The 23,249-nt window shown below is 54.9% G+C and carries 23 protein-coding genes; 21 read left to right on the top strand and 2 right to left on the bottom strand.

Annotation, left to right across the window (positions count from 1 at the left end; translation table 11 throughout):
- The first annotated feature begins 352 nt into the window (after positions 1-352).
- From HS105_00315 to HS105_00305, 3 genes are read left to right on the top strand one after another with little or no spacing between them, the layout of a single operon-like run.
- Positions 353-1,882: a glycosyltransferase family 39 protein gene (locus HS105_00315; GenBank protein MBE7515047.1), complete on the top strand. Its 1,530-nt coding sequence runs from the start codon at positions 353-355 to the stop codon at positions 1,880-1,882.
- Positions 1,882-2,451 carry a phosphoribosylglycinamide formyltransferase gene (locus HS105_00310; protein ID MBE7515046.1) on the top strand — a complete coding sequence of 190 codons (570 nt, stop codon included), beginning with the start codon at positions 1,882-1,884 and terminating at the stop codon, positions 2,449-2,451. Before HS105_00315 ends, HS105_00310 begins: the two co-directional genes overlap by 1 nt.
- On the top strand, positions 2,452-2,913 hold the full coding sequence (locus HS105_00305; protein MBE7515045.1) for a GNAT family N-acetyltransferase: 462 nt from the start codon (positions 2,452-2,454) through the stop codon (positions 2,911-2,913).
- 45 nt (positions 2,914-2,958) lie between these two features.
- Here the strand turns inward: HS105_00305 and HS105_00300 are convergent, their stop codons facing one another.
- Positions 2,959-3,315: a hypothetical protein gene (locus HS105_00300; GenBank protein ID MBE7515044.1), complete on the bottom strand. Its 357-nt coding sequence runs from the start codon at positions 3,313-3,315 to the stop codon at positions 2,959-2,961.
- 227 nt (positions 3,316-3,542) lie between these two features.
- On the opposite strand from HS105_00300, the gene rpmH reads away from it, so the two are divergent.
- The 12 genes from rpmH (at position 3,543) to HS105_00240 (ending at position 16,059) form a co-directional block, all read left to right on the top strand.
- Positions 3,543-3,689, top strand: a complete 147-nt coding sequence (gene rpmH, locus HS105_00295) for a 50S ribosomal protein L34 (GenBank protein ID MBE7515043.1) — start codon at positions 3,543-3,545, stop codon at positions 3,687-3,689.
- A gap of 380 nt (positions 3,690-4,069) precedes the next feature.
- Entirely contained in the window at positions 4,070-4,279 is a 210-nt protein-coding gene (gene yidD / locus HS105_00290; protein ID MBE7515042.1) for a membrane protein insertion efficiency factor YidD, read from the top strand.
- Positions 4,279-6,186 carry a membrane protein insertase YidC gene (gene yidC, locus HS105_00285; GenBank protein MBE7515041.1) on the top strand — a complete coding sequence of 636 codons (1,908 nt, stop codon included), beginning with the start codon at positions 4,279-4,281 and terminating at the stop codon, positions 6,184-6,186. The genes yidD and yidC overlap by 1 nt, the downstream gene beginning before the upstream one ends.
- Positions 6,187-6,198: 12 nt before the next feature.
- On the top strand, positions 6,199-6,648 hold the full coding sequence (locus tag HS105_00280; protein MBE7515040.1) for an RNA-binding protein: 450 nt from the start codon (positions 6,199-6,201) through the stop codon (positions 6,646-6,648).
- Positions 6,649-6,734: 86 nt separating this feature from the next.
- Entirely contained in the window at positions 6,735-8,117 is a 1,383-nt protein-coding gene (gene mnmE, locus HS105_00275; GenBank protein MBE7515039.1) for a tRNA uridine-5-carboxymethylaminomethyl(34) synthesis GTPase MnmE, read from the top strand.
- An 81-nt stretch (positions 8,118-8,198) separates the two neighbouring features.
- Positions 8,199-10,073: a tRNA uridine-5-carboxymethylaminomethyl(34) synthesis enzyme MnmG gene (gene mnmG / locus HS105_00270; protein MBE7515038.1), complete on the top strand. Its 1,875-nt coding sequence runs from the start codon at positions 8,199-8,201 to the stop codon at positions 10,071-10,073.
- Positions 10,074-10,181: 108 nt separating this feature from the next.
- Positions 10,182-10,943: a ParA family protein gene (locus HS105_00265; protein MBE7515037.1), complete on the top strand. Its 762-nt coding sequence runs from the start codon at positions 10,182-10,184 to the stop codon at positions 10,941-10,943.
- Positions 10,936-11,814, top strand: coding sequence for a ParB/RepB/Spo0J family partition protein (locus HS105_00260; protein ID MBE7515036.1), 879 nt, complete (start codon positions 10,936-10,938; stop codon positions 11,812-11,814). The genes HS105_00265 and HS105_00260 overlap by 8 nt, the downstream gene beginning before the upstream one ends.
- Positions 11,815-11,869: 55 nt before the next feature.
- On the top strand, positions 11,870-12,847 hold the full coding sequence (selD, locus tag HS105_00255) for a selenide, water dikinase SelD (GenBank protein ID MBE7515035.1): 978 nt from the start codon (positions 11,870-11,872) through the stop codon (positions 12,845-12,847).
- Positions 12,847-13,248 (top strand): twin-arginine translocase subunit TatB, encoded by a 402-nt coding sequence (gene tatB, locus HS105_00250; GenBank protein ID MBE7515034.1) that lies wholly within the window; start codon positions 12,847-12,849, stop codon positions 13,246-13,248. The genes selD and tatB overlap by 1 nt, the downstream gene beginning before the upstream one ends.
- A gap of 6 nt (positions 13,249-13,254) precedes the next feature.
- Positions 13,255-14,307, top strand: a complete 1,053-nt coding sequence (gene tatC / locus HS105_00245) for a twin-arginine translocase subunit TatC (protein MBE7515033.1) — start codon at positions 13,255-13,257, stop codon at positions 14,305-14,307.
- A 144-nt stretch (positions 14,308-14,451) separates the two neighbouring features.
- A complete protein-coding gene (locus tag HS105_00240) occupies positions 14,452-16,059 on the top strand; it encodes a GWxTD domain-containing protein (GenBank protein MBE7515032.1) in 1,608 nt (535 codons plus the stop codon).
- A 187-nt stretch (positions 16,060-16,246) separates the two neighbouring features.
- Here the strand turns inward: HS105_00240 and HS105_00235 are convergent, their stop codons facing one another.
- Positions 16,247-17,200, bottom strand: a complete 954-nt coding sequence (locus HS105_00235; GenBank protein MBE7515031.1) for a hypothetical protein — start codon at positions 17,198-17,200, stop codon at positions 16,247-16,249.
- A 61-nt stretch (positions 17,201-17,261) separates the two neighbouring features.
- Between HS105_00235 and speD the strand changes: the two genes are divergently transcribed.
- The 6 genes from speD to HS105_00205 all read left to right on the top strand — a co-directional run bounded on the left by speD (position 17,262) and on the right by HS105_00205 (position 23,227).
- Complete coding sequence (gene speD, locus HS105_00230; GenBank protein ID MBE7515030.1) at positions 17,262-17,639, top strand: adenosylmethionine decarboxylase; 378 nt, start codon at positions 17,262-17,264, stop codon at positions 17,637-17,639.
- Positions 17,636-19,573, top strand: coding sequence for a DUF4178 domain-containing protein (locus HS105_00225; protein MBE7515029.1), 1,938 nt, complete (start codon positions 17,636-17,638; stop codon positions 19,571-19,573). Before speD ends, HS105_00225 begins: the two co-directional genes overlap by 4 nt.
- An 11-nt stretch (positions 19,574-19,584) precedes the next feature.
- Positions 19,585-19,734, top strand: a complete 150-nt coding sequence (locus tag HS105_00220; protein MBE7515028.1) for a hypothetical protein — start codon at positions 19,585-19,587, stop codon at positions 19,732-19,734.
- Positions 19,735-19,755: 21 nt separating this feature from the next.
- Positions 19,756-19,998 (top strand): DUF350 domain-containing protein, encoded by a 243-nt coding sequence (locus HS105_00215; GenBank protein MBE7515027.1) that lies wholly within the window; start codon positions 19,756-19,758, stop codon positions 19,996-19,998.
- Positions 19,999-20,082: 84 nt separating this feature from the next.
- A complete protein-coding gene (locus HS105_00210) occupies positions 20,083-21,606 on the top strand; it encodes a polyamine aminopropyltransferase (protein MBE7515026.1) in 1,524 nt (507 codons plus the stop codon).
- A gap of 22 nt (positions 21,607-21,628) precedes the next feature.
- Complete coding sequence (locus HS105_00205) at positions 21,629-23,227, top strand: FAD-dependent oxidoreductase (GenBank protein ID MBE7515025.1); 1,599 nt, start codon at positions 21,629-21,631, stop codon at positions 23,225-23,227.
- Positions 23,228-23,249 lie beyond the last annotated feature (22 nt).

Genomic DNA, 23,249 nt, shown 5'->3' with positions numbered 1-23,249 from the left:
GCCTCCAAAGATGTGTTTAGACGGAGGGAACTTTGTTTACTTCTGACAAAGTTCGGTTAAGGCACCTGCGCATCGCATTCGGTTGCCTTCCCAAAGCCAAATGTTGAGATTAAGACGCACCGATGCTCCGTTTCGGTCTTAATAATATTCGTTAAATGATCGCGTCGAGGCCAAAAGTTGTAAGGCAGGATCTCTGCTATGTGTTTAATGTCGAATGTAAAGATTCGAGACCTTAGTATTGACGGCCGCGCCGTTGAACGCTAAATACATAATGTTATTTGATGAATTCGGTTAGACTGTTGTCAGTTTAGTAGTCGACTGACAATGGCTGTAATTGGCGTTTATGGGATCAATGATTCGCCTATTTAAGAACCCGCTCGGTATTGCCTTCGCGTTTGCGGCATTAAAGGTCGTGCTTTATCTGATCGCCGGCGCGAATTACGGGTACTTCCGTGACGAACTCTATTTTCTTGCCTGTACCGAACATCTTGCGTGGGGCTATCCCGATCATGCTCCGCTGAGCATCTTTATTGCGTGGGCGGGCCGAGGCATTTTCGGCGATTCGCTCTATGCGATCCACTTGCTGCCCACGCTCGGCGGCGCATTGAAGATCATCCTAACCGGCCTCATCGTGCGCGAGCTGGGCGGCCGTCATTTTGGGATGCTCCTTGCGTGCCTCTGTGTTCTTGCCGCACCGGTTTACCTCAGCATCGATATGATGTTGTCAATGAACGTGTACGAACCGATCTTCTGGATGGGATGTGTTCTAAGTTACATCTGGACGGTCAAGCGTGAAGATCCGCGATTCTGGCTGCTGTTCGGGGCGTTTGCCGGCTTAGGCGTGATGAACAAGCACTCGCTGATCTTCTTCGGAGCCGCGTTCGTCATCGGGATAATGGCGACGAGGGATCGACGGGCATTCGCGAACGGATACTTTTGGCTCGGCGGTGTCCTGGCATTCGCTCTTTTTCTGCCGAATCTCATCTGGGAGTATAAAAATGACTGGGCGACGTTGGAATTACTGAGGAACGTACAGGAAAGCGGAAAGAACGTTTTGCTTTCGCCGCTCGAATTCATTTGGCAGCAGGTCTTCATACTTCTTCCGCTCAGCGCGGTAGTCTGGCTTGCGGGGCTTTGGTACTTTCTCGCGGATCGCGACGGCAAGCGGTTTCGGACCATCGGCATCCTATATTTGGTCACGCTCGTGCTGATGATCGTCCTCAAGGCAAAGAACTATTACCTCGTACCGGTCTATCCGGTCTTGTTTGCGGCTGGCGGCGTGCTCTGGGAATCCGCGGCGTCGCGTTTTCGGTTCGGCAAGACCGCGATCGTCGGTTACGCCGTACTCGTATTCGCAGTTGCCGCACTATTTGCGCCGATCGCCGTACCTCTGCTGCCGCCGGAGGCCTTCATTGCCTATCAAGCGAGTTTGGGCATCGCACCGCCAAAGACGGAGGTCGGGCATAGCGGCCCGATGCCGCAGTACTTCGGCGACCGCTTCGGTTGGGAGGAGATGGCTGAAGCGACGGCCGCGGTGTATGATTCCCTGCCGGAGGCCGAGCGTCAGAAGGCTGCGATCTTGACGGAAAACTATGGCCAGGCCGGAGCCATCGACTTCTTCGGGCGCAAATCCGGATTGCCAACTGCTATAAGTGGCCATCAAAGCTACTACCTTTGGGGGCCGCGGGATTATGATGGCTCTGTTGTGGTGATCTTGGGTTCGAAAAAGGAGGATGTCGAAAGTTCGTGTGATACCGTCGAGGAGCGAACGCCCGTCGGCCATCCATACGCAATGCCGACAGAACATTTCAACATCCTTGTTTGCCGCGGAACAAAGGAGCCGTTGTCTCGGCTTTGGCCCAAATTGAAGCATTGGAATTGATGAACATTGGAATTTTGATATCGGGGCGTGGGTCGAATATGGCGGCGATCGCGGATGCGGTGGCGAGCGGCGAGATCGCGGATTCGCGGGTCGCGGTCGTTGTAAGCGACAGGGCGGATGCGGCGGGCTTGGCGAAGGCGATGGAACGCGGCATCGAGACAGTCGTTGTCGAAAGGCGAGGGCGAACGCGGGCCGAACACGATGCCGAGATCGGCGATGAACTGGAGAAGCGCGGCGTCGAGCTTGTCTGCCTCGCGGGGTATATGCGACTATTGTCGCCGGAATTCGTAAGGCGCTTTGCGGGCAAGATCGTGAATATTCATCCGAGCCTGCTTCCGGCGTTTCCGGGCCTCGACGCACAAAAACAGGCATTTGACGCCGGCGTGAAGGCCACAGGCTGCACGGTCCATTACGTCGATGAACTGCTCGACCACGGCCCGACGATCTTGCAGTGTGAAGTGCCGCGGCTTGAGGACGATACCGTCGCGTCTCTTACGGCACGGATCCTCGAACAGGAACACGGGCTTTATATCGCGGCGCTGAAAAAGTTGCAGAATACGGGTGGATAAATGGAGTTAAGGATACTTGACCTGGCCGAAAAGGCCGACGAACTGTTCGCTTCGGATGATTGCCAAGCCATTTTTGCGATGTACGAGGACTTTTATCCGACGATCGGCTTTGTTCCGCCGTGGGTCGGATATTTCGTCGTGCGGGACGGCCTCGTGGTCGGCTGCTGCGGTTTTGTAGGACAGCCGCAGGACGGAAAGGTTGAGGTCGCTTATGCGACGTTCAAAGAGTTCGAAGGCCGCGGGATCGCATCCTTTTCATGCAGTGAACTACTAAAGATCGCATACGCCAACGACCCGTCACTGATGGTAACGGCAAAGACGGCTCCGGAAGAGAACGCCTCCGTCGCGATCCTGCGCAAGAACGGATTCATTTATTCCGGAATAGTTCAAGATCACGAGATCGGCAACGCGTGGCTTTGGATCCACGATAAAGACGGCCAACGCACGTTTGACGTGAATTGACGTTTGAGATCGGCTTCCGCAGATCATGCGTTCGGGCGGTCAGGTTTACGAATCGCCGTCAACGAGTGATTCGAAATGGAGTTGTGTCATATCGCCGTCGTGGTTCATAAACTCCATCGTATTCTCGCTGCCGTCGGTATCGTATTGCACGGTGATACCGTGCACATCGTTGATCTCGTCGGTCTCAAGGCGGCGGCCGCTCGCGGCCTCATAGCTGCGTTCGACGGTTACGCGGTGGCCGTTCAGTGCGGCGCGTTCAAACACGCCCTCGGCACTTTCTTCCTCGGTTTGGCCGCTCTGTTCAAAGAGATCAAAGCGTGCACGCCGCCCGCGGTTCCGCTCGCTGAATTCCGCCAAAAAATCTTCCCATTCCGATGGTTCGATGATTCTTCTCTCAGTCATATTGGACTCCTTCGCGCTTACGCGCGCGGCGCTCGCTCCCCAAACTCACAAGTTATTGTGGCCGCGGCCGCTGTTCCTATAAAAAATATACACCATATCGCGGCGGTTGGTAAGGCGAACCGGAAATGAGCTAAGTGCCCATTTTTACGCGCTTTGCTTTGACATCCGGGCGGCATTTCAATAAACTTTGAGTTTTCACTTTCGAGTGAATTTCATGGAGAGCAATTATGCCGAAGAGAACATATCAGCCAAACAATCGTCGCCGCGCCAAAAAGCACGGCTTTCGCGCCCGCATGGCGACGAAGAACGGCCGAGCCGTACTCAAGCGCCGCCGCGCGAAGGGCCGCAAGCGATTAACGGTACATCACTATTAGGTTTTTCGTTACCGAAGGAGGCTCGGCTCGCTAAGCGCGCCGAGTTTCTTCGCGTTTACGAACAAGGCGAGCGTGTCGAAGGCCGTTTTATGACGGTTTTTGTTTTGCCCAACAAACGAGCATCACATCGTATCGGTGTTACCGCAACGAAAAAGGCGATCGGCAAGGCACACGACCGCAATCGTGCGAAGCGGCTGCTTCGCGAGGCATTTCGCCTCAGCCGAGCGGAATTGAGCAAGGCGGCGCCGAATTCTGATTGGGTTTTGAACGCAAGGCGTTCGCTGCTTTACACAAAGCTCGACAAGCCTTTAGCGGAATTTCGTGCGATCGTTGCAAAGCTCTCGCAACGCAGTGAAAGCTCAGATCGTAACGGTTAGATAATGAAGTTTCTCGTCATCGACATATTGGGCGTTTACAAGGCGATGGTGTCGCCATTCTTACCGCCTGCGTGCCGTTTCGAGCCGACATGCTCCGAATACGCAAGCCAGGCAGTGGCGAAGTACGGCGTTATAAAAGGGGTTTGGATGGGCGCAAAGCGCATCTTGCGGTGCCAACCGCTCTGTAGGGGCGGGCACGACCCGGTCAAATAATGGAAGATAATAACAATACCGGCAACGCCGGCCGCTTCATGATCGCTGCGGCACTTTCTATGGCTGTTCTTTTCGGTTGGCAATACTTTTTTGCTCCGAAGCAGACGCCTCAGCCACAGAATACAGAGGTGGCCGCTACGGTTACGCCGACGCCCGCCGCCGTTCCGACGCCCGGGTCAAAACCGGTCGAACCGCCAACGGCAAACGAAGCATCGGCGCGTACGTTAACGGTCAAGACGCCGCTTTACGAGGTTATTCTCGATTCAAAGGGAGCCGTTGCCACAAGCTGGATCATCCTCCGCAACAAAACGCCGAAGGCTGACAGCCAAGTTTACGCCGATGGTTCGACGCTTGCGGATGAAAAGCCTTTGCAGCTAATTTCGCCCGAAGGCCTTGCTCGCGACCCGCGTGAACTGCCTTTCCGCCTCGTTACCGATGACGCCAACCTGACAGCCGCTGCGAACGGCCGCAATTATCAGATCTCGGTGCCGGAAAATGAGATAACGCTGACCGGCAGCGAAGAGCGAAGGATCGACTTTACATTAACTGATCCTTCGGGAGCAGAAGTAAAGAAAAGCTTTGTTTTCCGAGCTGACGGATATGTTTCCGACCTTGCGGTCACAATGACGGCGAATGGCCGGACGGTGCCGAACGTGAGGTTGCTCATCGGCCCCAGCATCGGCGACCATGCGATAAATAACCATAACTTCTACCATATCGAACCGGAGGCGGTCGTATCGGTCAACGGTGATATCAAACGCCACCAGGGCGGCTATGCGTTCACCTATGATGCGGCCGGCAATGCCGTATTGTCCGACAGCGGCACGATCAATTGGGCGGGCGTTGCCGATGCGTATTTCGCAATGGCGGCGATCCCGGCATCACCGGCACAAGCCGTTGAGTATCACGCCTTTAAGTACGACGTTGATACAAGGCCCTTTTACAGCAGCCTTTTCAGTTGGGTCATGCGTAATCCTTCGACAAAGGAGACGCGCCACCTTGTTACCACATATTTGCCCATTTCTGCGGACGGCTCGGTAACACGCATCTTCACCGGCACAAAGGATTATTTCCTGCTGTCATCGCTCAGCCCGTCGCTTACAAAGGATGTAGGCCGTCCGGTCGAGCTGACGAATCTTATAAACTTCAGCAACTATTGGTGGCTCCGCTGGGCAACGCGTCCGCTGGCGATCCCGATCCTTTACGCACTCAATTTCTTCAATATCGTTACGCACAACTACGGTGTCGCGATCATCGTCTTTACATTCCTTTTCTATATGCTGCTGTTCCCGCTTCGGTGGTCGCAGTCGCGCTCGTTCAAAAAGGCTTCAGGCAACGCGCCTAAGATGAAGGAGATCCAGGATCAGATCAAAGAGCTGCAAAAGAAGGGCGTACCGAATGATGACCCGCGTATGCGCGACCTGCAAATGCAGCAGCTGCGCATAACAAAGGATGCACTGCCCATCGGCGGCTGTCTGCCGATGCTGCTTCAGTTCCCGCTTCTGATCGCGTTTTATACAGCAGTTACGGTTTCGCTCGAAGTGCGGCAGGCGACATTCCTTTGGCTGCCAGACCTTTCGGCCGCCGACCCGTGGCATTTGCTCGAATTCGCATTTGCGGTGTCGATGATACTGTCGATGAAATTTACGCCGCAGGCCGCAACCGTAACGCCGGAACAGCAGATGCAGCAGAAGATAATGACCTACATTATGCCCGTAATGATGCTGTGGGTGATGTGGGCGGCTCCGTCCGGCCTCTTGCTATATTGGTTCTTTGGCAATATAGTCAGCTTCGGCCAGCAGATGGTGATCAATCGGTTCAACAAGCCGAATACGCCTTCGGGCACAGAGTTGGTCGATACCGTGCCGAAAGGTGCAAAACAGGTCAAGCCGAAATTCTTGACCTAAGGAGCGTGTAAGATGGAACAGGTATGTGAGAACGCAAGAGGCTTTCTCGAAGGCATTTTGACCGAGCTGCATTTTGACCTCGCGGCCACCTCAAGTTGGACGGAAGACGGCTGCGTCATCGACCTCAGCGGCAACGATACGCACCTTGCATTGCTCGAGAACGGCGAACTGCTTGACGCGTTGGAGATCCTGCTTTTTCAGATCTACGGTCGCGAGATCGAACGTCAGCACCGCTTCATCGTCGATGCCGACGGTTTTCGCCAGACACGAAAGGCCGAACTCCACGCAATGGCCCGCTTTGCCGCCGATCAGGTACGCAAGAACGGCCGGCCGTTCACATTCGGCGTGCTGAATTCGACCGAACGCCGCATCATCCACATGACGCTTCAAAAGGAAGAAGACCTCTTTACGGAATCCGTCGGCGACGGCCGCGACAGGCGTCTGCAAGTAAGACTGCAATAATAAACTTACCACAGAGAACACAGAGAAAACGGAGTTTAGAGACAAATTCCTCAATTACTCTGTGTGCTCTGTGGTGAAATGTCTTTATGCCGGATACTATCGTCGCACTTGCAACACCGACAGGCCGAAGCGGCATCGGCGTCATACGCTTGAGCGGCGGCGATGCGCTCGAATATGTCCGCAAGCTGTGTGCTGAGCCTGAACTCGACCTTCCGCCGCGCCATGCGACACTCAAAGGTCTGGTCGATCCTGATTCGCAGCAGGTGATAGACGAGGCGATCGTAACGTTTTTCAAGGGCCCGCATTCTTTTACGGGTGAAGATGTCATCGAGATAAGCTGCCACGGTTCGCCCGTGTTGCTGCGGCTTGTCATTGATGCGTGTTTGCAGTTCGGTGCGAGGCTGGCCGAAGCCGGCGAATTCACGCTGCGTGCGCTCGGCAGCGGCCGCATTGACCTGACCGAGGCCGAAGCGATACGCGACCTCATAGATGCGCAGACAACCGCATCGGCACGGCAGGCCGTGAGGCAGATGCGCGGTGAATTCTCCGAACGGCTACAGCCCTTCAAGGATGAACTGCTGAACATCATCGTCGTGCTTGAGTCGGCATTGGAGTTTGTTGAGGACGATCTGCCGGAAGCACAGACCGAAAAGATCCGTGAGTCGCTGACCGATTTGACGGCCGATATCGAAATATTGGCGGCAACGTTCAGGTCGGGGCACCTGATACGTGAAGGGCTGCGTGTCGCGATCGTAGGGCGGCCGAATGTCGGTAAGTCCAGTCTTTTCAATGCGTTACTTGGAAGTGAGCGTGCCATTGTAACTGATATTGCGGGCACGACGCGTGACCATCTGGATGCGGTCTTCATGATCGGCGACATTCCGGTCTCGCTGATCGACACTGCGGGCCTGCGGCAAACCGATGACGTTGTCGAGAGCATCGGCGTTGAACGCTCAAAGGCGCAGATGGCCGATGCCGACCTTGTTATCGTGATACTCGATGCCTCGGACGAGATCTCACGCGAGGATCACGAGATCATCGAAAGCGTTGCGGGGCTGACATACATCGTCGCACTCAACAAGGTAGACAAGGAGCCTTCGTACGATATCGACCATTTGATCGCCGCTGAGCACTCGGCACTTGCTTACCTTCGCGAGAAGCTCATTCCGATATCGGCAAAGACTGGCGAAGGGTTGGATGATCTGCGCCAGTCCATCGTTACTCCATTCTCCGCGGATGATCCAACCGCGGGCGGTTTTCTTGTAACAGATGCCCGGCACTACGACCTATTGAAACGTACGGCGACCGAGATAGCATCTTCGGTAGATTCGCTTGACGCCGGAATGTCCGAAGAGATCATTCTCGTCGGGCTGCATAATGCCCTTCGATATCTCGGTGAGATCACCGGCGAAACCACAACTGAAGATGTCCTAACTCGTATATTTTCAACGTTTTGCATCGGTAAATGATCTAAATACCAACAATTTTCTTGGCAAAGCACACATTCGCGCAGTAAAATCAGTAGTTTTGGCGTTTACTTGAGAACCGCTATGTTTGACGAGAGTTTTGATGTGATAGTGATCGGCGGCGGACACGCGGGTTGTGAGGCCGCGTCAGTCGCCGCGCGGCTTGGTGCGCGTACTGCTCTCGTTACTCTAAACCTTGATCTGATCGGCCAGATGTCGTGTAATCCGGCGATCGGCGGAATCGCAAAAGGCCATGTCGTCCGCGAGATCGATGCACTTGGCGGCGTGATGGGCCGCGTGATCGACCGTGCCGGAATACAGTTCAGACTGCTAAACCGTTCACGCGGGCCTGCGGTTCGTTCGCCGAGGGCGCAGGCGGACCGCGCACTGTACCGCACAGAGATGCGGCGTATACTTGAATTGACGAACAGCCTTTATCTGAGACAAGGCACAGTTACAAATGTAATTGTTGAAAACAAAGGTGTTATCGGTGTCGAGCTGCAAGATTCGCGACGTCTTATGGCAAAGGCCGTTGTCGTTGCGACAGGAACCTTTCTTAACGGAACGATCCACACCGGCAACAAGACATTCTCGGCGGGAAGGGCGGGCGAGCCTGCTTCGATAGAACTCGCGGATGCTCTGCGCGGCTTGGGCTTTCCTGTCGGACGGCTGAAAACAGGAACACCGCCGCGCATCGACGGCCGTACGATAGATTGGGACGCTTTTGAGCCGCAGGAGCCGGACGTAAAGGCCGTGCCGTTCTCATTCTCTACCGATCGTATAGAGCAGGATCAAATAAGGTGTTTTATCGGTTATACCGACAAACGTGTCCATGACGCGATCCGCGCCAATCTGCACCGCTCACCGCTGTATTCCGGCAAGATCACAGGCATCGGGCCGCGGTATTGTCCGTCGATCGAGGACAAGGTCGTAAAATTCGCCGATAAGGAGCGGCATCAGTTGTTTCTCGAACCCGAAGGCCGGCACACGAACGAGGTCTATCTCAACGGTTTTTCGACCTCGCTGCCCGCAGATCTGCAAGCGGAATTGCTGCGTATGATCCCGGGCCTCGAGAATGTGAACGTCATTCGTCCGGGCTATGCCATCGAATATGACTTTGTCGATCCTCGCGAGCTTTTGCCGACAATGGCGACATCGAGGCTCGGAGGGTTGTATTTCGCAGGCCAAATAAACGGAACGACGGGTTATGAAGAAGCGGCATGCCAAGGTTTTCTTGCGGGTGTGAATGCCGCGATCAGTGTTAAGGGCGGCGAGCCGCTGACATTGCGGCGTGACGAGGCATATATCGGCGTACTTGCCGATGACCTTATAAGACATGGTGTTGATGAGCCTTACAGACTGTTCACCTCGCGGGCCGAGGCACGTTTGACGCTGCGGCATGACAATGCGGACGAACGCTTGACCAAGAAGGGGCGCGATCTGGGGTTGGTCGGCGATCTCGATTGGGAGCGCTTCAATTCAAAACGTGAGCGTATCGCTGAGATCAGGGAAGCTCTTGAAACCACGCGGTTCAAGCGGTCGTCGGTAGAATATGCCGCTGTATCGGGAATCTTGGGTGTCGAACTCGGCGATTCATTCCTGCTTTCAAATCTGGGTATTCGGCCGGATGTAACACCGGATCTTGTGAGGCGGCTGCTGCCGAACGACATCGGAAAGGACTGCAAAGACGAAGATGTGGAGTCGGCATTGGCGGATCTGCTGTATGCGGGCTATATCGTCAAGCAAAAGGCCGCAAATGAGCGTGTAAATAAGCACGACAGCCTGAAAGTGCCTGAAAATTATGATTTTCGGCGGATCAGCGAGCTTTCTAACGAAATGGTCGAGCGGCTCGAACGTGCGAAGCCGAAGACCTTTGGCCAGGTACGCAGCATCGCGGGCCTTACTCCGGCAGCCTTGTCGTCAGTGCTTGTCGGCCTGACATCCGCGAATGCGTCCTAGAAGTTGTGGTACGTACCACAAAACCGCTCAATTATGTGGTACGTACCACATTCTCCTTCCATTTAGCCCTGAAATTGTGCTAATTTCATAATTCGTTCGCCGAAAATAATGGGAAAGATCATAGCAGTTGCCAACCAGAAGGGCGGCGTAGGTAAAACAACAACTTCCATAAACCTTGCCGCGGCATTGGCGATGCAGGATAGAAAAGTGCTGCTTGTCGATGCCGACCCGCAGGCGAACGCCACGTCCGGCGTCGGTATTGAACGAAGTCCGAGCCGGAAGAGCCTTTATGATGCTCTCATTCTTGATGAGTCTGTCCGCGAAGCGGTCCTTCCGACGGATATTCCGCTGCTTTGGGTACTGCCGTCTGACAAAAACCTTGCGGGTGCCGAGATCGAGCTTGTTGATGTCGAAGACCGCAATTTTGTCCTAAAAAAGCTTCTTTCTACAATAAAGGACTATTTTCATTACATCATCATTGACTGTCCGCCATCGTTAGGGCTGCTCACAATAAACGGCCTGACGGCGGCGGATTCGCTTCTTGTGCCGATACAATGCGAATACTACGCACTTGAGGGAGTAACAGAGCTTTTTGATACGCTTGCACGTTTGCGGCGTGAACTGAATCCAAGCCTCGTGATCGAAGGCCTCTTGCTGACTATGTTCGATGTTTCGACAAATCTTTCTTCGGCGGTTGCGAAGGACCTTCGCGATTTTTATGGTTCGCAGGTGCTTGAGACAGTGATACCGCGCAATGTTAGGCTTGCTGAAGCACCGAGTTTCGGTAAGCCGATAATGCTGTACGATCCGAAGTCGAAGGGTGCGGAAAGCTATATCAATCTTGGAAAGGAGATAATCGGCCATGGCTAGACAACCGTTGGGACGAGGCTTGGGAGCTCTTTTGGGGTCTGAAAAGAAAGAGCCTGAGGCGGCAATACCGTCGATCGAAGTGCCAGCCGGCACCTCGGAGATCGATATTGACCTGATCGACCCCAATCCGGAGCAACCGCGAACGCGATTTGCTGAGCAGGAACTCAATGACCTTGCCGCATCGATCCGCGCGAACGGCATTTTGCAGCCTATAGTCGTCCGAAAAACAGGCTCGCGTTATCAGATCGTCGCGGGCGAGCGGCGTTGGCGTGCCGCGCAGCGGGCCGAACTTCGACGCGTGCCCGTTCTGGTAAAGGATATTCCGGATGATAAGCTGCTCGAACTCGCACTGGTCGAAAACATTCAACGCCATGAGCTGAACCCGATAGAAGAGGCCAAAGCATATCGTAAACTTATTGATTCTATTGGACTTACGCAGGATGAAGTTGCTGCACGGGTTGGCCGTGAGCGAAGTTTGATAGCGACGTCCATTAGGCTTTTGAAGCTTCCGGATGACCTGCAGGAGTTGGTCTCGGAAGGCAGGCTTTCACTCAGCCACGGGCGGGCACTTTTGATGACCGAGGACCTCAGGCTTCAGCGGGATGTCGCTAAGTTAGTGTTAGAAAAGGGGTTATCGGTTCGAGCAACGGAATCGGCGGTCAAAAAGGCCGGGAGAGCGGGCACGGCACGGGCACAACCGGCCCGCACGACTGATCCGAATTTCAAGGTTGCCGAGACCAAGCTTATGCGAAAGTTGAGCACTTCGGTAAAGATCATCGTTTCGCCAAAAGGCACTTCGGGTAAGATCGAGATCGAATATTACAGCATGGACGACCTTGATCGGATCTATCGGCATATTATTTCGGAATAGGAGGTAAGTATTGATGTCGCAGCGACTTACTCAAATGGCATCCTGCGCGGGTTGAGTGGCAAAATTCGCCCCGAGCGATCTTGCTCAGGTCTTGAGCAAACTGCCGCCCCAACACAGCGATAACCTGATCGTCGGCTTTGATAAGAGCGACGATGCGGGTGTCATGCGCCTTACGGACGGCATTGCGCTGGTGCAGACGGTCGATTTTTTTACGCCGGTGGCGGACGATCCGCGCACATACGGACGTATCGCGGCGATAAATTCGCTCAACGACGTATATGCAATGGGCGGCACACCTATCTCGGCGCTTGCAATAGCGTGTTATCCGCAGAAAGGCGACAAAGACGTACTTGCCGAGATCATGATCGGCGGGCAAGAGGCAATGACCGAGGCGGGAGTCATTGTAGTCGGCGGCCACACAGTTGACGATCAGGAGATAAAGTTCGGATATTCGGTTACGGGAACGGTCGACCCGCAGAAGGTAATAACCAACGCACGTGCACGTCCGGGCGATGTACTTATCCTTACGAAGGCGATCGGCACAGGTGCGATCAATACGGCGATCAAGAACGGGACGGCGAGCGATGCTGCCGAAAAAGCTGCATTGCAGGTGATGACGACATCGGCATCTGCGGCATCTAAGCTATTGTACGAACTCGGTGCGCGTGCATGTACCGATGTTACCGGCTTTGGGCTTTTAGGCCATGCATATGAACTTGCAAAGGCAAGCGGCGTAACGCTAAATATTGACAGTAAACGAGTTCCGCTCTTACCGACCGTGCTGGAACTGATCGCTGCGGGAATGCTCACGCGAGGCGACAAGAACAATCGGGCCTACGTCGGCGATGCGGCCGAGTTCACGGACGACGTTTCGGCTGAGATGCAAAGTGCATTATTCGACCCGCAAACGGCGGGCGGGTTGCTGATAAGTTTTGGCAAGGATGTTGCAAAACAGTTCATCAAAGCCGTTCCCGGTGCTGTTATGATTGGCACGGTAGAGGAGTTAGGCGATAAACTGATACGGGTGAAGTAGTGTACCTATTTATCTTTGAATCGATCGGGACATCCGAATTGCTTTTGATCGGCATCGTTGCCCTGATCTTCCTCGGCCCGCGCAAGATGCCTGAGATGGCGCGCAAGCTCGGCAAGATAATGAATGAGTTCCGCAACACGACGAATGAGTTCAAGGCAACTTGGGAGCGTGAAGTGAACTTTCAGGACGAGGCCGAAGCCCTTCGGCTCGATTCGATCGAGAAGGAGGCATCCGAGCCGAGCAATAACACGGTTCCGCATATAGAAAGTCCGAAGGAAGCGGTCCTGCCGCAGGTCAGGGAAGTTGATCCGTCGGTGTTCAATAAGCAGGCTGAGAAGCAGATAACCGCCGCGCCGCTGAGCAAGGGCCTTTCGTCGAACGACAAGGAGAATTGGCTCTGACACTAAATGCCCGAACCAACTAACCAGCCAGAACAGCCGGGCTCCCAGATGTCGTTCCTCGAGCATCTGGATGAGCTGCGCAGACGCATAGTTACATCTGCGGTAATTTTGGTCATCGCATTCGGGGTTTGCTTTTACTTTTCCGAGGATATCTACAACTTCCTGAGCGTTCCGATCCGCCGTGCATTGAATGAGGCCTCGCGGCAAACGATCGCAGTAACGGGAAGAGCGGGCGATGAATCGGTCGTTTCGATCAGCGAGCTTCACGAAGGCGATACCGGACGATACACATTTGACGAGCCTGCAAATATTGGAATGGCCGTCGTTCCGGCGGGCACGAGCGTGGCGGCAGTAGTTGCCCGCGATAATGCCGGCAGTTTGGGGCTGTTCACGACCGAAGCGATATTTACCAACAGTGCGATCGTACCTGTTGGGGTGAGGCTGCCGGTAGCCTTCAACCAGACGGCCGTAGCCCGCCCCGATGCGGACGAGAAAATGACCGTAACTACGGCAATGGAGCCGTATATGATCTATATTACGGTTGCCTTTTACGCCGCAATAGCTCTTGCGCTGCCGCTGCTGTTGTGGCAGATCTGGCTTTTTATTTCGCCGGCGTTGTACAAGCACGAACGACGATATGTTACGCCATTCATTGGCCTTTCGTCAGTTTCTTTTGTTGCGGGTGCGGCGTTCGGCTACTATATTTTGTTTCCGCCGGCGGCAAGCTATCTGCTCGGTGTGGGGCATGAGTTCCGGCTGCTTCTGAAGGCGAGCGATTATCTTGATTTCATAACGATAATAATGCTCGCAATGGGTCTCATCTTTCAAATGCCGGCCATTACGTATGTCTTTGCCCGGATCGGCATTGTGAATGCCCGTATGCTTGTGCGCGGCTGGAAGGTCTCGCTGATCGTGATCATGATAGTTGCCGCAGTTGTTTCGCCGACAAATGACATTCCGAATATGATACTTTTTGCCGCTCCGATGATCGCACTTTATGTTGTATCGATCTTTATCGCGTGGTTCTTTGGTAAAAAGCGTGTGCCTGATGCGGCCTGAGCCGCCGCAGGCGCGATCGATACAACCATTTTCGCCCCTTGCAGCATCTTGAATAATTGAGTGCAGGCATCTAAAATCAAGCTAACTAGGCGCTTTGCCGGTTTTGGCCGACAGAGGGCAGCACAATAAGGAGTTTCGAGCTATATGCCGAAAGTTAGAATTCTTTGCCACTTGTTCGTTATAACGCTTCTTGCTGCAGCGGCGGCAGTCGCGCAGCCGCCGTCCAAGGGGAACCTTGATCCGAGCGAAAAGGCACGCAACGTCAAGCCCGAGTTGAAGGATGCGTATAAGAAATGGATCAATAATGACGTCGCTTACATCATAACGAAGGAAGAGCGAAAGGCGTTCATGGCTTTGGTCACGGACGAAGAGCGCGAGAACTTCATCGCGAACTTCTGGGCGCGCCGCGACCCGAACCCTGACACAGAAGAGAACGAATACCGAGAGGAATTCTACGAGCGTATCGCCTATGCGAATGAGCATTTTACATCGGGCATTCCGGGCTGGAAGACGGATCGCGGCCGCATTTACATAACGTGGGGCAAGCCTGACTCGATCGAGTCGCACCCGGCGGGCGGCATCTACGACAGACCGGTTTGGGAGGGCGGTGGTTCGACAACGACATATCCGTTCGAGACGTGGTTCTACCGTCACCTTGACGGCGTAGGCGATGGTATCGAGATCGAGTTCGTAGATCCGACCGGAACGGGCGAATACCGAATGGCGCGCGATGCGGATGAAAAAGATGCGTTGAAATACACGCCCGGTGCGGGCCTGAAGACAAGCGAAGAACTCGGCATGACAGATCAGGGCGACCGCATCAACGGCAGCAGTATGCCCTATCAGCGCGAGCAGGATATGCCTTTTAACCGGCTTATGATCCAGAACAATCTCGCGCGGCCGCCGGCAGTCAAGTTCAGCGATCTGCAAAGTGCGCTTACGGATTCGCCGGTGATCGACAACAATCCGCTGCAGTTCGACCTGCGGATCGACTACTTCCGTCAGTCGGACGACCGTGTGATCACTACCTTCACCGTACAAGCGAACAACAAGGAGCTCAAATTCGAGCCGATCGGCGGGCTGGAAACAGCGCGGATGAATATATTCGGCCGCATTACGGCGGTTTCAGGTAAGCGTTCGGGCATCTTTGAAGATTCGGTAACGACCAACGCAACGACCGAGGAACTTGCAGAAACGCGCGATATGCGGTCGGTGTACCAGAAAGCTATCGCACTGACGCCCGGCACCTATAAAGTTGACGTCGTCGTGCGTGATGTCGCGACAGGCAATAAAGGCATCGTGAACATGGGCTTTCAAGTTCCGCGTTACGATGAGAAAAAGCTCGGTACGTCATCGCTCGTTCTTACTTCGAAGCTTCGCACGACCGATGAGCGTGACATAGGCCAGATGTTCGTCATCGGCAGTACAAAGGTCATACCCAACCTCGGCGGCTTCTACAAGAAGGGCCAAGAGGTAGGCATCTATCTTCAGATCTACAACGCGCAGATCGATCAAACTACGCTGCGGCCCGCGGTCGATGTCGAGTATGTTTTGACCAAGGACGGCAAGGAAGTGCTGCGGCAGGGCGAGGACTGGAGCGGGCTTAGCGATGCGGGCCAGCGTCTGACGCTTGCACGCCTGCTGCCGACGGTAAATATTCCGTTGGGCGATTATCAGCTTCAGATCATCATTAAGGATCGTGTCGGCGGACAGACGCTCAAGCCTGAGGCAAAATTCAGCGTTATACAGTGACCCGGCCCTTTTACGGCTACTCGGAGGCTGTCTGAAAAGGCAGCCTTTCTTTATTAGCGCTTTGCGTTCTGAAGGAGACGACGGAGGGACAGTTCACCGCAGGGATCACCGATAACACAGAGGGTGGAACAACGGTGACGATCCGCGCGATAGGACTTCCGTTCTGTTGAATTCGGCGTTATCAGACTCATTTGCGGTCTTTGCGTTCGATCTCGATGATCGGTTCGCCGCGGCCCTCGCTTGTCAGCACGAGTGCATTTCCGTCGGGCGTATAGGTTATGGCCTCGCCGGCTTTCCGCTTGCCCGCATCGATCGTCTCGATCGGCTGTGACCATATCTCGTCGAATGAGTGTGCGGAGTCGGGCAGCCGCAGTTCGTATGCGGCACCGTAATCACAGATGGCTACGCGGCGGCCGTCCGGCGAGATATCGCCGCCTGTAACAGCACCATTCGGTATCGCGGGGAACGAGACCTCGGCGACCTTTTCCGCTTTCGCGGTGCCCGCTTTGCCAAAATCGCTTTGCAGTTTATAAACACCCGAAGGGCCTGTCAGCTGCTTTGTAAGTATGTATATGTCGGCGGTTTGCGGATCGACAAGCAGCGTCTCGGCATCGTGGCGGCCGTCGGCGTATATGAAGTTGAGCGTTGCGGCATCGGTTGTGGAGCCGACGATATTCGACCTCGCAGGACCGGAACGCGGTATCTTCGGCTCGGCAACACGATAGATCGTGTGTATATCGCGCACGAGGCCGTTGTCGCCGATCTCGCCGATGTATAAGTAGCATTTGCCGCTGTTGTCCTTGTAAATGGCAATGTCCTCCCAATCGAGGTTGCGGGCATTCGGTACTTTCCACATACCGAGTTTTGTTCCGGTCAACGATATCGCAAAAAGATAAGGCTCGTATCCTGAATCATTATGTGTCCAAAAGACATCGGGTTGGCACTTTGAGGCGGCGATGCCGCTGCTTTCCGGTATCGCATCGTCAGAGATCTTGCCCACGGTCTTTGGCGGCAGGTACTGAGCTTCGGAGTCAGCTTTTGGTGCGTCCGTTCTGCGCATACCGCAGCCGAACTGAAATACAGCGACGGCGGCGGCCAAAATGACAAAACGCGAAAAGTCGGCTATAGTTCTTTTCGACATATCGTCTAAACTATACCGCACAAGGGTGCGGCCGGTGCAGAGACCTCCTCCCCGTTTATCTATGATCGTAGGAACGGAATGGCTTATCGAAGCGAACGGATGCGATGCCGAATCTTTGCGTGATGAATCGGTCATCCGAACGATTATGTCGCGTGTAATCGGCGATCTCGGCCTGTGCGCGGTCGGTTCGGTTTGGCACAAATTCCCCGGCGAAGGCGGTGTAACGGGCATGATAGCCCTTACGGAATCACACCTCGCATGCCACACATACCCCGAGCACGGCACTGCGACATTCAACCTCTACTGCTGCAGGACGCGGCCGCGCTGGGATTGGGAAACCGCTCTAAAAGCAGAACTCTACGCCGAACGCGTAACGGTTACCGAGTTTGAACGCGGTCACTCGGGCGACATCGCCGACTCGGCCGGAGGGCTCGGATGAGTGTCCTCAAGTCTAACTGCCCGTCCTGCGGCGGCCCTGTCGAATTCACCGCCGGCTCGACGATAGTTATCGTTTGCCCGTTCTGCCGCTCGGTCGTTGCGCGCACTGACCGCGGCCTCGAAGATATAGGCAAGGTCGCCGAGATCGTCGATTCACAGTCGCCGCTGCGGCTCGGGCTAAAAGGCTCGTACAAAGGAGCTCGCTTTGAACTCACCGGCCGTGCACAAATGAGGCATGAACTGGGCGGCAGTTGGGATGAGTGGTACGCGACCTTCGCGAACGGCTGGGTCGGATGGCTTGCCGAGGCACAAGGCCGTTTCTACATGACCTTCTATCAGCCGCTGCCTGCTGATGCGAGCCTTCCGGCGTTCAATGATCTTCAGCTCGGGCAGCAAGTACCGCAGATACCTTCCGCATCGCCGCTGATGGTGCAGGAACGCGGCAAGGCGACATACGCAGCGGCCGAGGGCGAGATACCATATAAACTCGTTCCGGGCGAGGTCTTTGAGTATGCTGACCTTGCGGGCAAGAGCGGCCTTTTTGCAACGATCGATTACAGCATCGAGCCGCCGTGGGTCTTCCTCGGCGCCCAAGTCCCGCTGACCGAGATCGGCCTTGGCGATGCAAAACCCGTTATCCGTGAGGCCCGAACGACGGGTTCGGCTGCACTGAGCTGCCCGAACTGCGGCGGCCCGCTCGCCCTCGCCGCTCCGGACAAAGCCGAACGCGTTACCTGCCCGAACTGCAATTCGCTGCTTGACGTCAACCAAGGCAAGCTTTCGTACCTCAAGAGCCTTAACGATTTGCCGAACAAGCCGAACTTCGTGCTTCCTATCGGGGCTGAAGGCGTCTTTCCCGGCGATGTGAAGTTCAAGATCATCGGTGCAATGTCACGCAGCGTAACCATCGAGGGCGTCAAATATTTCTGGCACGAATATCTGCTCTACAACCCGATGGTCGGCTTTCGCTGGCTTGTACACTCCGATGACCATTGGAGCTTTGTCGAATCGGTGAACATGGCTGACGTAACGCCGCCGGCCTTTGTCGGAAAGAGCCAAAAGGCGATCTATGACGGGACGAGTTTTACGGCGTTCCAAGATGCTCAGGCAAGGGTCGAATACGTTACGGGTGAATTCTATTGGCGTGTCGAGGTCGGCGAGACCGTTCGTGCCGTTGATTTTGTGAACGCGCCGCGGATGCTGTCCGAAGAGATCGCATGGGGCGAGATCAACTGGTCGGTCGGCACCTATGTGCCTGTCGCCGATGTCGAAAAGATCTTCGGCGTGACAGGCCTGCCGAGGCCGGCCGGTGTGGCACCAAATCAGCCGTTCACGGGCACTTTCTGGTACACATGGGGCCTGTTGCCGGTGCTTGCCTTGATGGTCATTGCGGTCGTGCTGCTGCCTGTTACCGGCATCACAAAGACCGTGATGTCGCAAGACCTTATCCTGCCGCCGATGGCGAACCAAACAACGCCGCAACAGCTCTTCAGCGACCCTTTCGAGATAAAGGCGAATCAGAATATCCAGATCGCGGCTGCCGCTCCGGTGAGCAACAGTTGGGCCGATATTGATATCGATCTGATAAATGAGAGCGGCGACGAGGTCGAATCCGTCAACGTGCCGATCGAATACTATTCCGGAAGCGACAGCGACGGGCCTTGGACCGAAGGCTCAACGACCACGGATGCGACAGTGTCGAGCATCCCGGCGGGCAAATATACGCTTCGCATCGAGGGTACTTGGGAGAACTGGCAGGTACAGATGCCGGTAAAGGTCAAGGTTCAGCAGGGTGTTAACCGCGGCGTAAATTTCTGTGCCGCGTTCCTGATACTGCTGATAATGCCGGTGTTGGGAATTATTCGTAAGTGGTCATTCGAAGCAAGCCGCTGGAAGGACAGTATGTTCTCCGGCAGCGACTCGGATGACGATTGAGAGGTCAATTTATGTCGAAGATACTTTATACGCTGTTCGCGGCCGCCGTGGTGCTCGGCTATGGTGCAGCGACGTGGTTCGGGTGGGAACTTGCCAATTCCGGCAGCCATTCGCGTCTTGGCGTGCCGTTCATCTATTCAGGATTTCGCGGAGGAAAATAAATGTTGGATCTGTCAGCCGTTATGCCCGTACTTGGGATGGTCGTCAAACTTGAGGAGCTGTGGAACGTTCTCGAATCGACCATTGTGTTTGTTTTGCTTGGCCTCATCGTCTTTGGCCTCGCGTTCCTGGTTGTTGTCATGGTCTCGCCATTCTCGGTCAAAAAAGAGATCGAGGTCGATCAGAATATCTCACTGGCAATTATCATCGGGGCGATCATCATCGGTATCGCGATGATCATCTCGGCCGCTATCCAAGGCAACTGAGAAACGCCGGACAGTTCGGGACGCGGTGACGCGCGGACACATTTCCGGCGTCTCCGCGTCTTGCCGTCTCCGGCAGCGATCGCTATGCAAAGGGCTCCGCTCTTATTCCTCAACGTTTTTGTCATCGCCACCTGCGGGCTGATCTATGAGCTTCTGGCGGGAACGCTGTCGAGCTATGTCCTCGGTGATTCGGTAACGCAGTTCTCGATCATCATCGGCATCTATCTGTTTGCGATGGGTGTCGGCTCGTACTTGTCGAAGTTCATCGAGCGGAACGTTGCCGAAAAGTTCATCGAGGTCGAGCTTGCGGTAGCGATAGTCGGCGGTTTTTCAGCGCCGCTGCTGTTCCTCTCCTTCGCCCATCTTTCGTACTTCAATGTGGTTCTCTACGGCATAGTCTTTGTCATAGGCGTACTGGTCGGGCTAGAGATCCCATTGATGATGCGGATATTGAAGAATGACCTCGATTTCAAAGACCTCGTCTCGCGCGTGCTTGCATTCGATTATGTCGGGGCGTTAGTGGCGTCGCTTCTGTTCCCTATCTTTCTTGTTCCCAAGCTAGGCCTCAACCGAACATCGCTGCTTTTCGGAATGCTCAACGCGGCGGTAGGAGTGTGGGGTACGTGGCTTTTGCTTCCGCATATTAAGCGAAATCTTACGCTGATGCGTGTTGCAGGCTTTGTGATACTCGCTCTGCTTGCGGTCGGCTTTATAAAGGCGGACAAGCTGACAACGCTTGCCGAGGACGCTCTTTTCGTTGACAACATCATTTACGCAAAGAGTTCACCCTACCAACGGATCGTCGTTACGAAGGGCAAGACAGGCTACGCGTTGTTCCTGAACGGCAATTTGCAGTTCAACTCGTTCGACGAATACCGTTACCACGAGGCTCTTGTGCATCCGGCGTTCGCGGCGTATGACGGCGAACCGAAACGCGTGCTCGTGCTTGGCGGCGGCGACGGCCTGGCGTTGCGTGAGATCGAGAAGTATCCGTCCGTCGAGTACATACAGATCGTTGATCTCGACCCTGATATGACAGGCATTTCGCACGCCGTGCCGGCATTGGGCGAGTTGAACAAACACTCTTTCGACGATCCGCGTGTGCACGTGACGAACGGCGATGCCTTCGTATGGCTTGATTCGAGTGATGCAGAGCCGTTCGATATCGCGATCGTTGATTTTCCCGACCCGAACAATTTCGCCCTCGGCAAGCTCTACTCCAAACGCTTTTACAACCTGCTGAAAGCAAAGCTTAAGGCGGATGCGGCCGTCGTTATACAGACGACCTCGCCGCTCATCGCACGCAGATCGTTCTGGTGCATAATCGGGACGCTTGAGGCTGCGGGCTTTACGGTGCGGCCGTTTCAGACAACGGTGCCGAGCTTTGGCATTTGGGGCTACGCACTCGCAAAACTTGAGCCTTTCGAGCGGCCGCAAAAGCCTCGGCCGGGCGTCGAGCTTAATTTTCTTAACGATGATTCCTTTGCGGCGATGTTCGATTTCTCCGCTGACACATCACGCCCTAATGAGCAGATAGAGATAAATCGGCTCGATAATCAAGCCTTGGTGCGGTATTACGAGACCGAGTGGAGACGGTTCGAGCCGTAGAAGTGCGGGCCGCGCAAAACGAATGAGGCTGACGCGACGAGAATTATTGGCGACATTCTTGGGTACGCCGCTGGCGCTCGCCGCCTGCCGCAATGCATCGCCGCCGCGGCTGCCCGAAGGCGAGATCGTCGGGCAAAGCGTGGAGCTCGGTCATATTCTGCGTGAAGGCCGGAGTTTTGAAGTGCCGCCGGATAATTGGCTGAGCGCCAAGGTTGCGATAATCGGTGCCGGCATCGCGGGCCTTACTGCGGCCCGGCATCTCAAGAAGCAAGGCTTTGACGACTTTCTCGTCCTTGAGCTTGAAAAAGAGCCGGGCGGAACGGCGCGCAGCGGTACCGGCAGCCCTGTCGGCTATCCGTGGGGAGCTCATTACCTGCCGGTGCCTTTTCCGGAGAATACCGAGCTTATCTCACTCCTCGACGAAATGTCCCTGCTCGACGGCCGCGACGCGCAGGGCAATATCCTTGCAAAGGAGCAGTTCCTTTGCCGCGAACCGGAAGAGCGCGTTTTTTACAAAGGCCGCTGGTACGAAGGCTTGTTCCTAAACGCCGGTGCGAGCGAAGAGGATAAGAGCCAGTACGTACGCTTTCAAGAGATCATCGGACAATGGGCGAATCGCCGCGATGCCAAAGGCCGACGTGCGTTCGTTGTTCCGATCGAACGGTGTTCGGACGACGCAGAGTTCACACAGCTTGACCGCATCCCGTTCGCTGAATGGCTGCGGCAGAACGGCTTTACTTCCGAGCGTCTGCTTTGGTACTGCGACTATGCGACGCGTGACGATTACGGGCTGAAGATCGATCAGGCGTCCGCGTGGGTCGGCCTTTTCTATTTCTGTTCGCGAGTAAGAGCGAGCGGCGCCGAATCGCAGCCGTTCATCACTTGTCCCGAGGGCAACGGTCAATTCGTTAATTTTTTTATGACCGCTGTGAGCGGGCATGTGCAGCGTTCGATGATGGCGGTTTCGGTGAACCCGACGGAGCGAGGCGTCGAGGTCATCTGTCTTGATGAAGGTTCGCTTCGCGGCCTCAGATGCGAGCGTGTGATATTTGCATCGCCTATCTTCACGGCACCGTACGTTATCCGAGGCTTTCGCGAGAACGCACCTTTCGCCGCTGAGGAATTCACACATAATGCATGGTTCGTCGCCAACCTGCACCTCAAGGATCGGCCTAAGCCACGCAGTTCAAAGGATTTTCCGCTTTCGTGGGATAATGTCATCTATGAAAGCCCCGGCCTCGGCTACGTTACGGCGACACACCAGAAAGGCATAGACTACGGCCCGACGATACTTACTTATTACTATCCGATGTGCCACGAGCCGAACGGCCGGACGACGCTTTTCAATTACGACCGTGAACAGCTTGCAGATGTCTGCCTGTCTGACCTTTCGCGGCCGCATAAGGACATTTATGAACTGTGCGAGCGGCTCGATGTTATGCGCTGGGGCCACGCGATGATCTCGCCGCGGCCGAACTTCATCTGGAGCGGTATTCGGGAAAAAGCGGTAAAGCCCTACCGCAACATTCATTTTGCACACACAGACCTCAGCGGTGTCGCTCTTTTTGAAGAAGCGTTCTATCATGGGATGCGTGCGGCTAAAGAGGTATTAGCGAGCTGAAATGCACGTCAGGCGTTGAGAT

The organism is Chloracidobacterium sp. (assembly GCA_015075585.1).
Lineage (GTDB): Bacteria > Acidobacteriota > Blastocatellia > Pyrinomonadales > Pyrinomonadaceae > OLB17.
Note: the sequence above shows the minus strand (reverse complement) of the source record. Positions and strands in the feature narration are given on the sequence as shown.

Excerpts from the sequence above, each read along its gene's own strand:
- HS105_00315 (MBE7515047.1), top strand. The coding sequence starts at position 353 with ATGATTCGCCTATTTAAGAACCCGCTCGGTATTGCCTTCGCGTTTGCG.
- HS105_00310 (MBE7515046.1), top strand. The coding sequence starts at position 1,882 with ATGAACATTGGAATTTTGATATCGGGGCGTGGGTCGAATATGGCGGCG.
- HS105_00305 (MBE7515045.1), top strand. The coding sequence starts at position 2,452 with ATGGAGTTAAGGATACTTGACCTGGCCGAAAAGGCCGACGAACTGTTC.
- HS105_00300 (MBE7515044.1), bottom strand. The coding sequence starts at position 3,315 with ATGACTGAGAGAAGAATCATCGAACCATCGGAATGGGAAGATTTTTTG.
- rpmH (MBE7515043.1), top strand. The coding sequence starts at position 3,543 with ATGCCGAAGAGAACATATCAGCCAAACAATCGTCGCCGCGCCAAAAAG.
- yidD (MBE7515042.1), top strand. The coding sequence starts at position 4,070 with ATGAAGTTTCTCGTCATCGACATATTGGGCGTTTACAAGGCGATGGTG.
- yidC (MBE7515041.1), top strand. The coding sequence starts at position 4,279 with ATGGAAGATAATAACAATACCGGCAACGCCGGCCGCTTCATGATCGCT.
- HS105_00280 (MBE7515040.1), top strand. The coding sequence starts at position 6,199 with ATGGAACAGGTATGTGAGAACGCAAGAGGCTTTCTCGAAGGCATTTTG.
- mnmE (MBE7515039.1), top strand. The coding sequence starts at position 6,735 with ATGCCGGATACTATCGTCGCACTTGCAACACCGACAGGCCGAAGCGGC.
- mnmG (MBE7515038.1), top strand. The coding sequence starts at position 8,199 with ATGTTTGACGAGAGTTTTGATGTGATAGTGATCGGCGGCGGACACGCG.
- HS105_00265 (MBE7515037.1), top strand. The coding sequence starts at position 10,182 with ATGGGAAAGATCATAGCAGTTGCCAACCAGAAGGGCGGCGTAGGTAAA.
- HS105_00260 (MBE7515036.1), top strand. The coding sequence starts at position 10,936 with ATGGCTAGACAACCGTTGGGACGAGGCTTGGGAGCTCTTTTGGGGTCT.
- tatC (MBE7515033.1), top strand. The coding sequence starts at position 13,255 with ATGCCCGAACCAACTAACCAGCCAGAACAGCCGGGCTCCCAGATGTCG.
- HS105_00240 (MBE7515032.1), top strand. The coding sequence starts at position 14,452 with ATGCCGAAAGTTAGAATTCTTTGCCACTTGTTCGTTATAACGCTTCTT.
- HS105_00235 (MBE7515031.1), bottom strand. The coding sequence starts at position 17,200 with ATGTCGAAAAGAACTATAGCCGACTTTTCGCGTTTTGTCATTTTGGCC.
- speD (MBE7515030.1), top strand. The coding sequence starts at position 17,262 with ATGATCGTAGGAACGGAATGGCTTATCGAAGCGAACGGATGCGATGCC.
- HS105_00225 (MBE7515029.1), top strand. The coding sequence starts at position 17,636 with ATGAGTGTCCTCAAGTCTAACTGCCCGTCCTGCGGCGGCCCTGTCGAA.
- HS105_00220 (MBE7515028.1), top strand. The coding sequence starts at position 19,585 with ATGTCGAAGATACTTTATACGCTGTTCGCGGCCGCCGTGGTGCTCGGC.
- HS105_00215 (MBE7515027.1), top strand. The coding sequence starts at position 19,756 with ATGCCCGTACTTGGGATGGTCGTCAAACTTGAGGAGCTGTGGAACGTT.
- HS105_00210 (MBE7515026.1), top strand. The coding sequence starts at position 20,083 with ATGCAAAGGGCTCCGCTCTTATTCCTCAACGTTTTTGTCATCGCCACC.
- HS105_00205 (MBE7515025.1), top strand. The coding sequence starts at position 21,629 with ATGAGGCTGACGCGACGAGAATTATTGGCGACATTCTTGGGTACGCCG.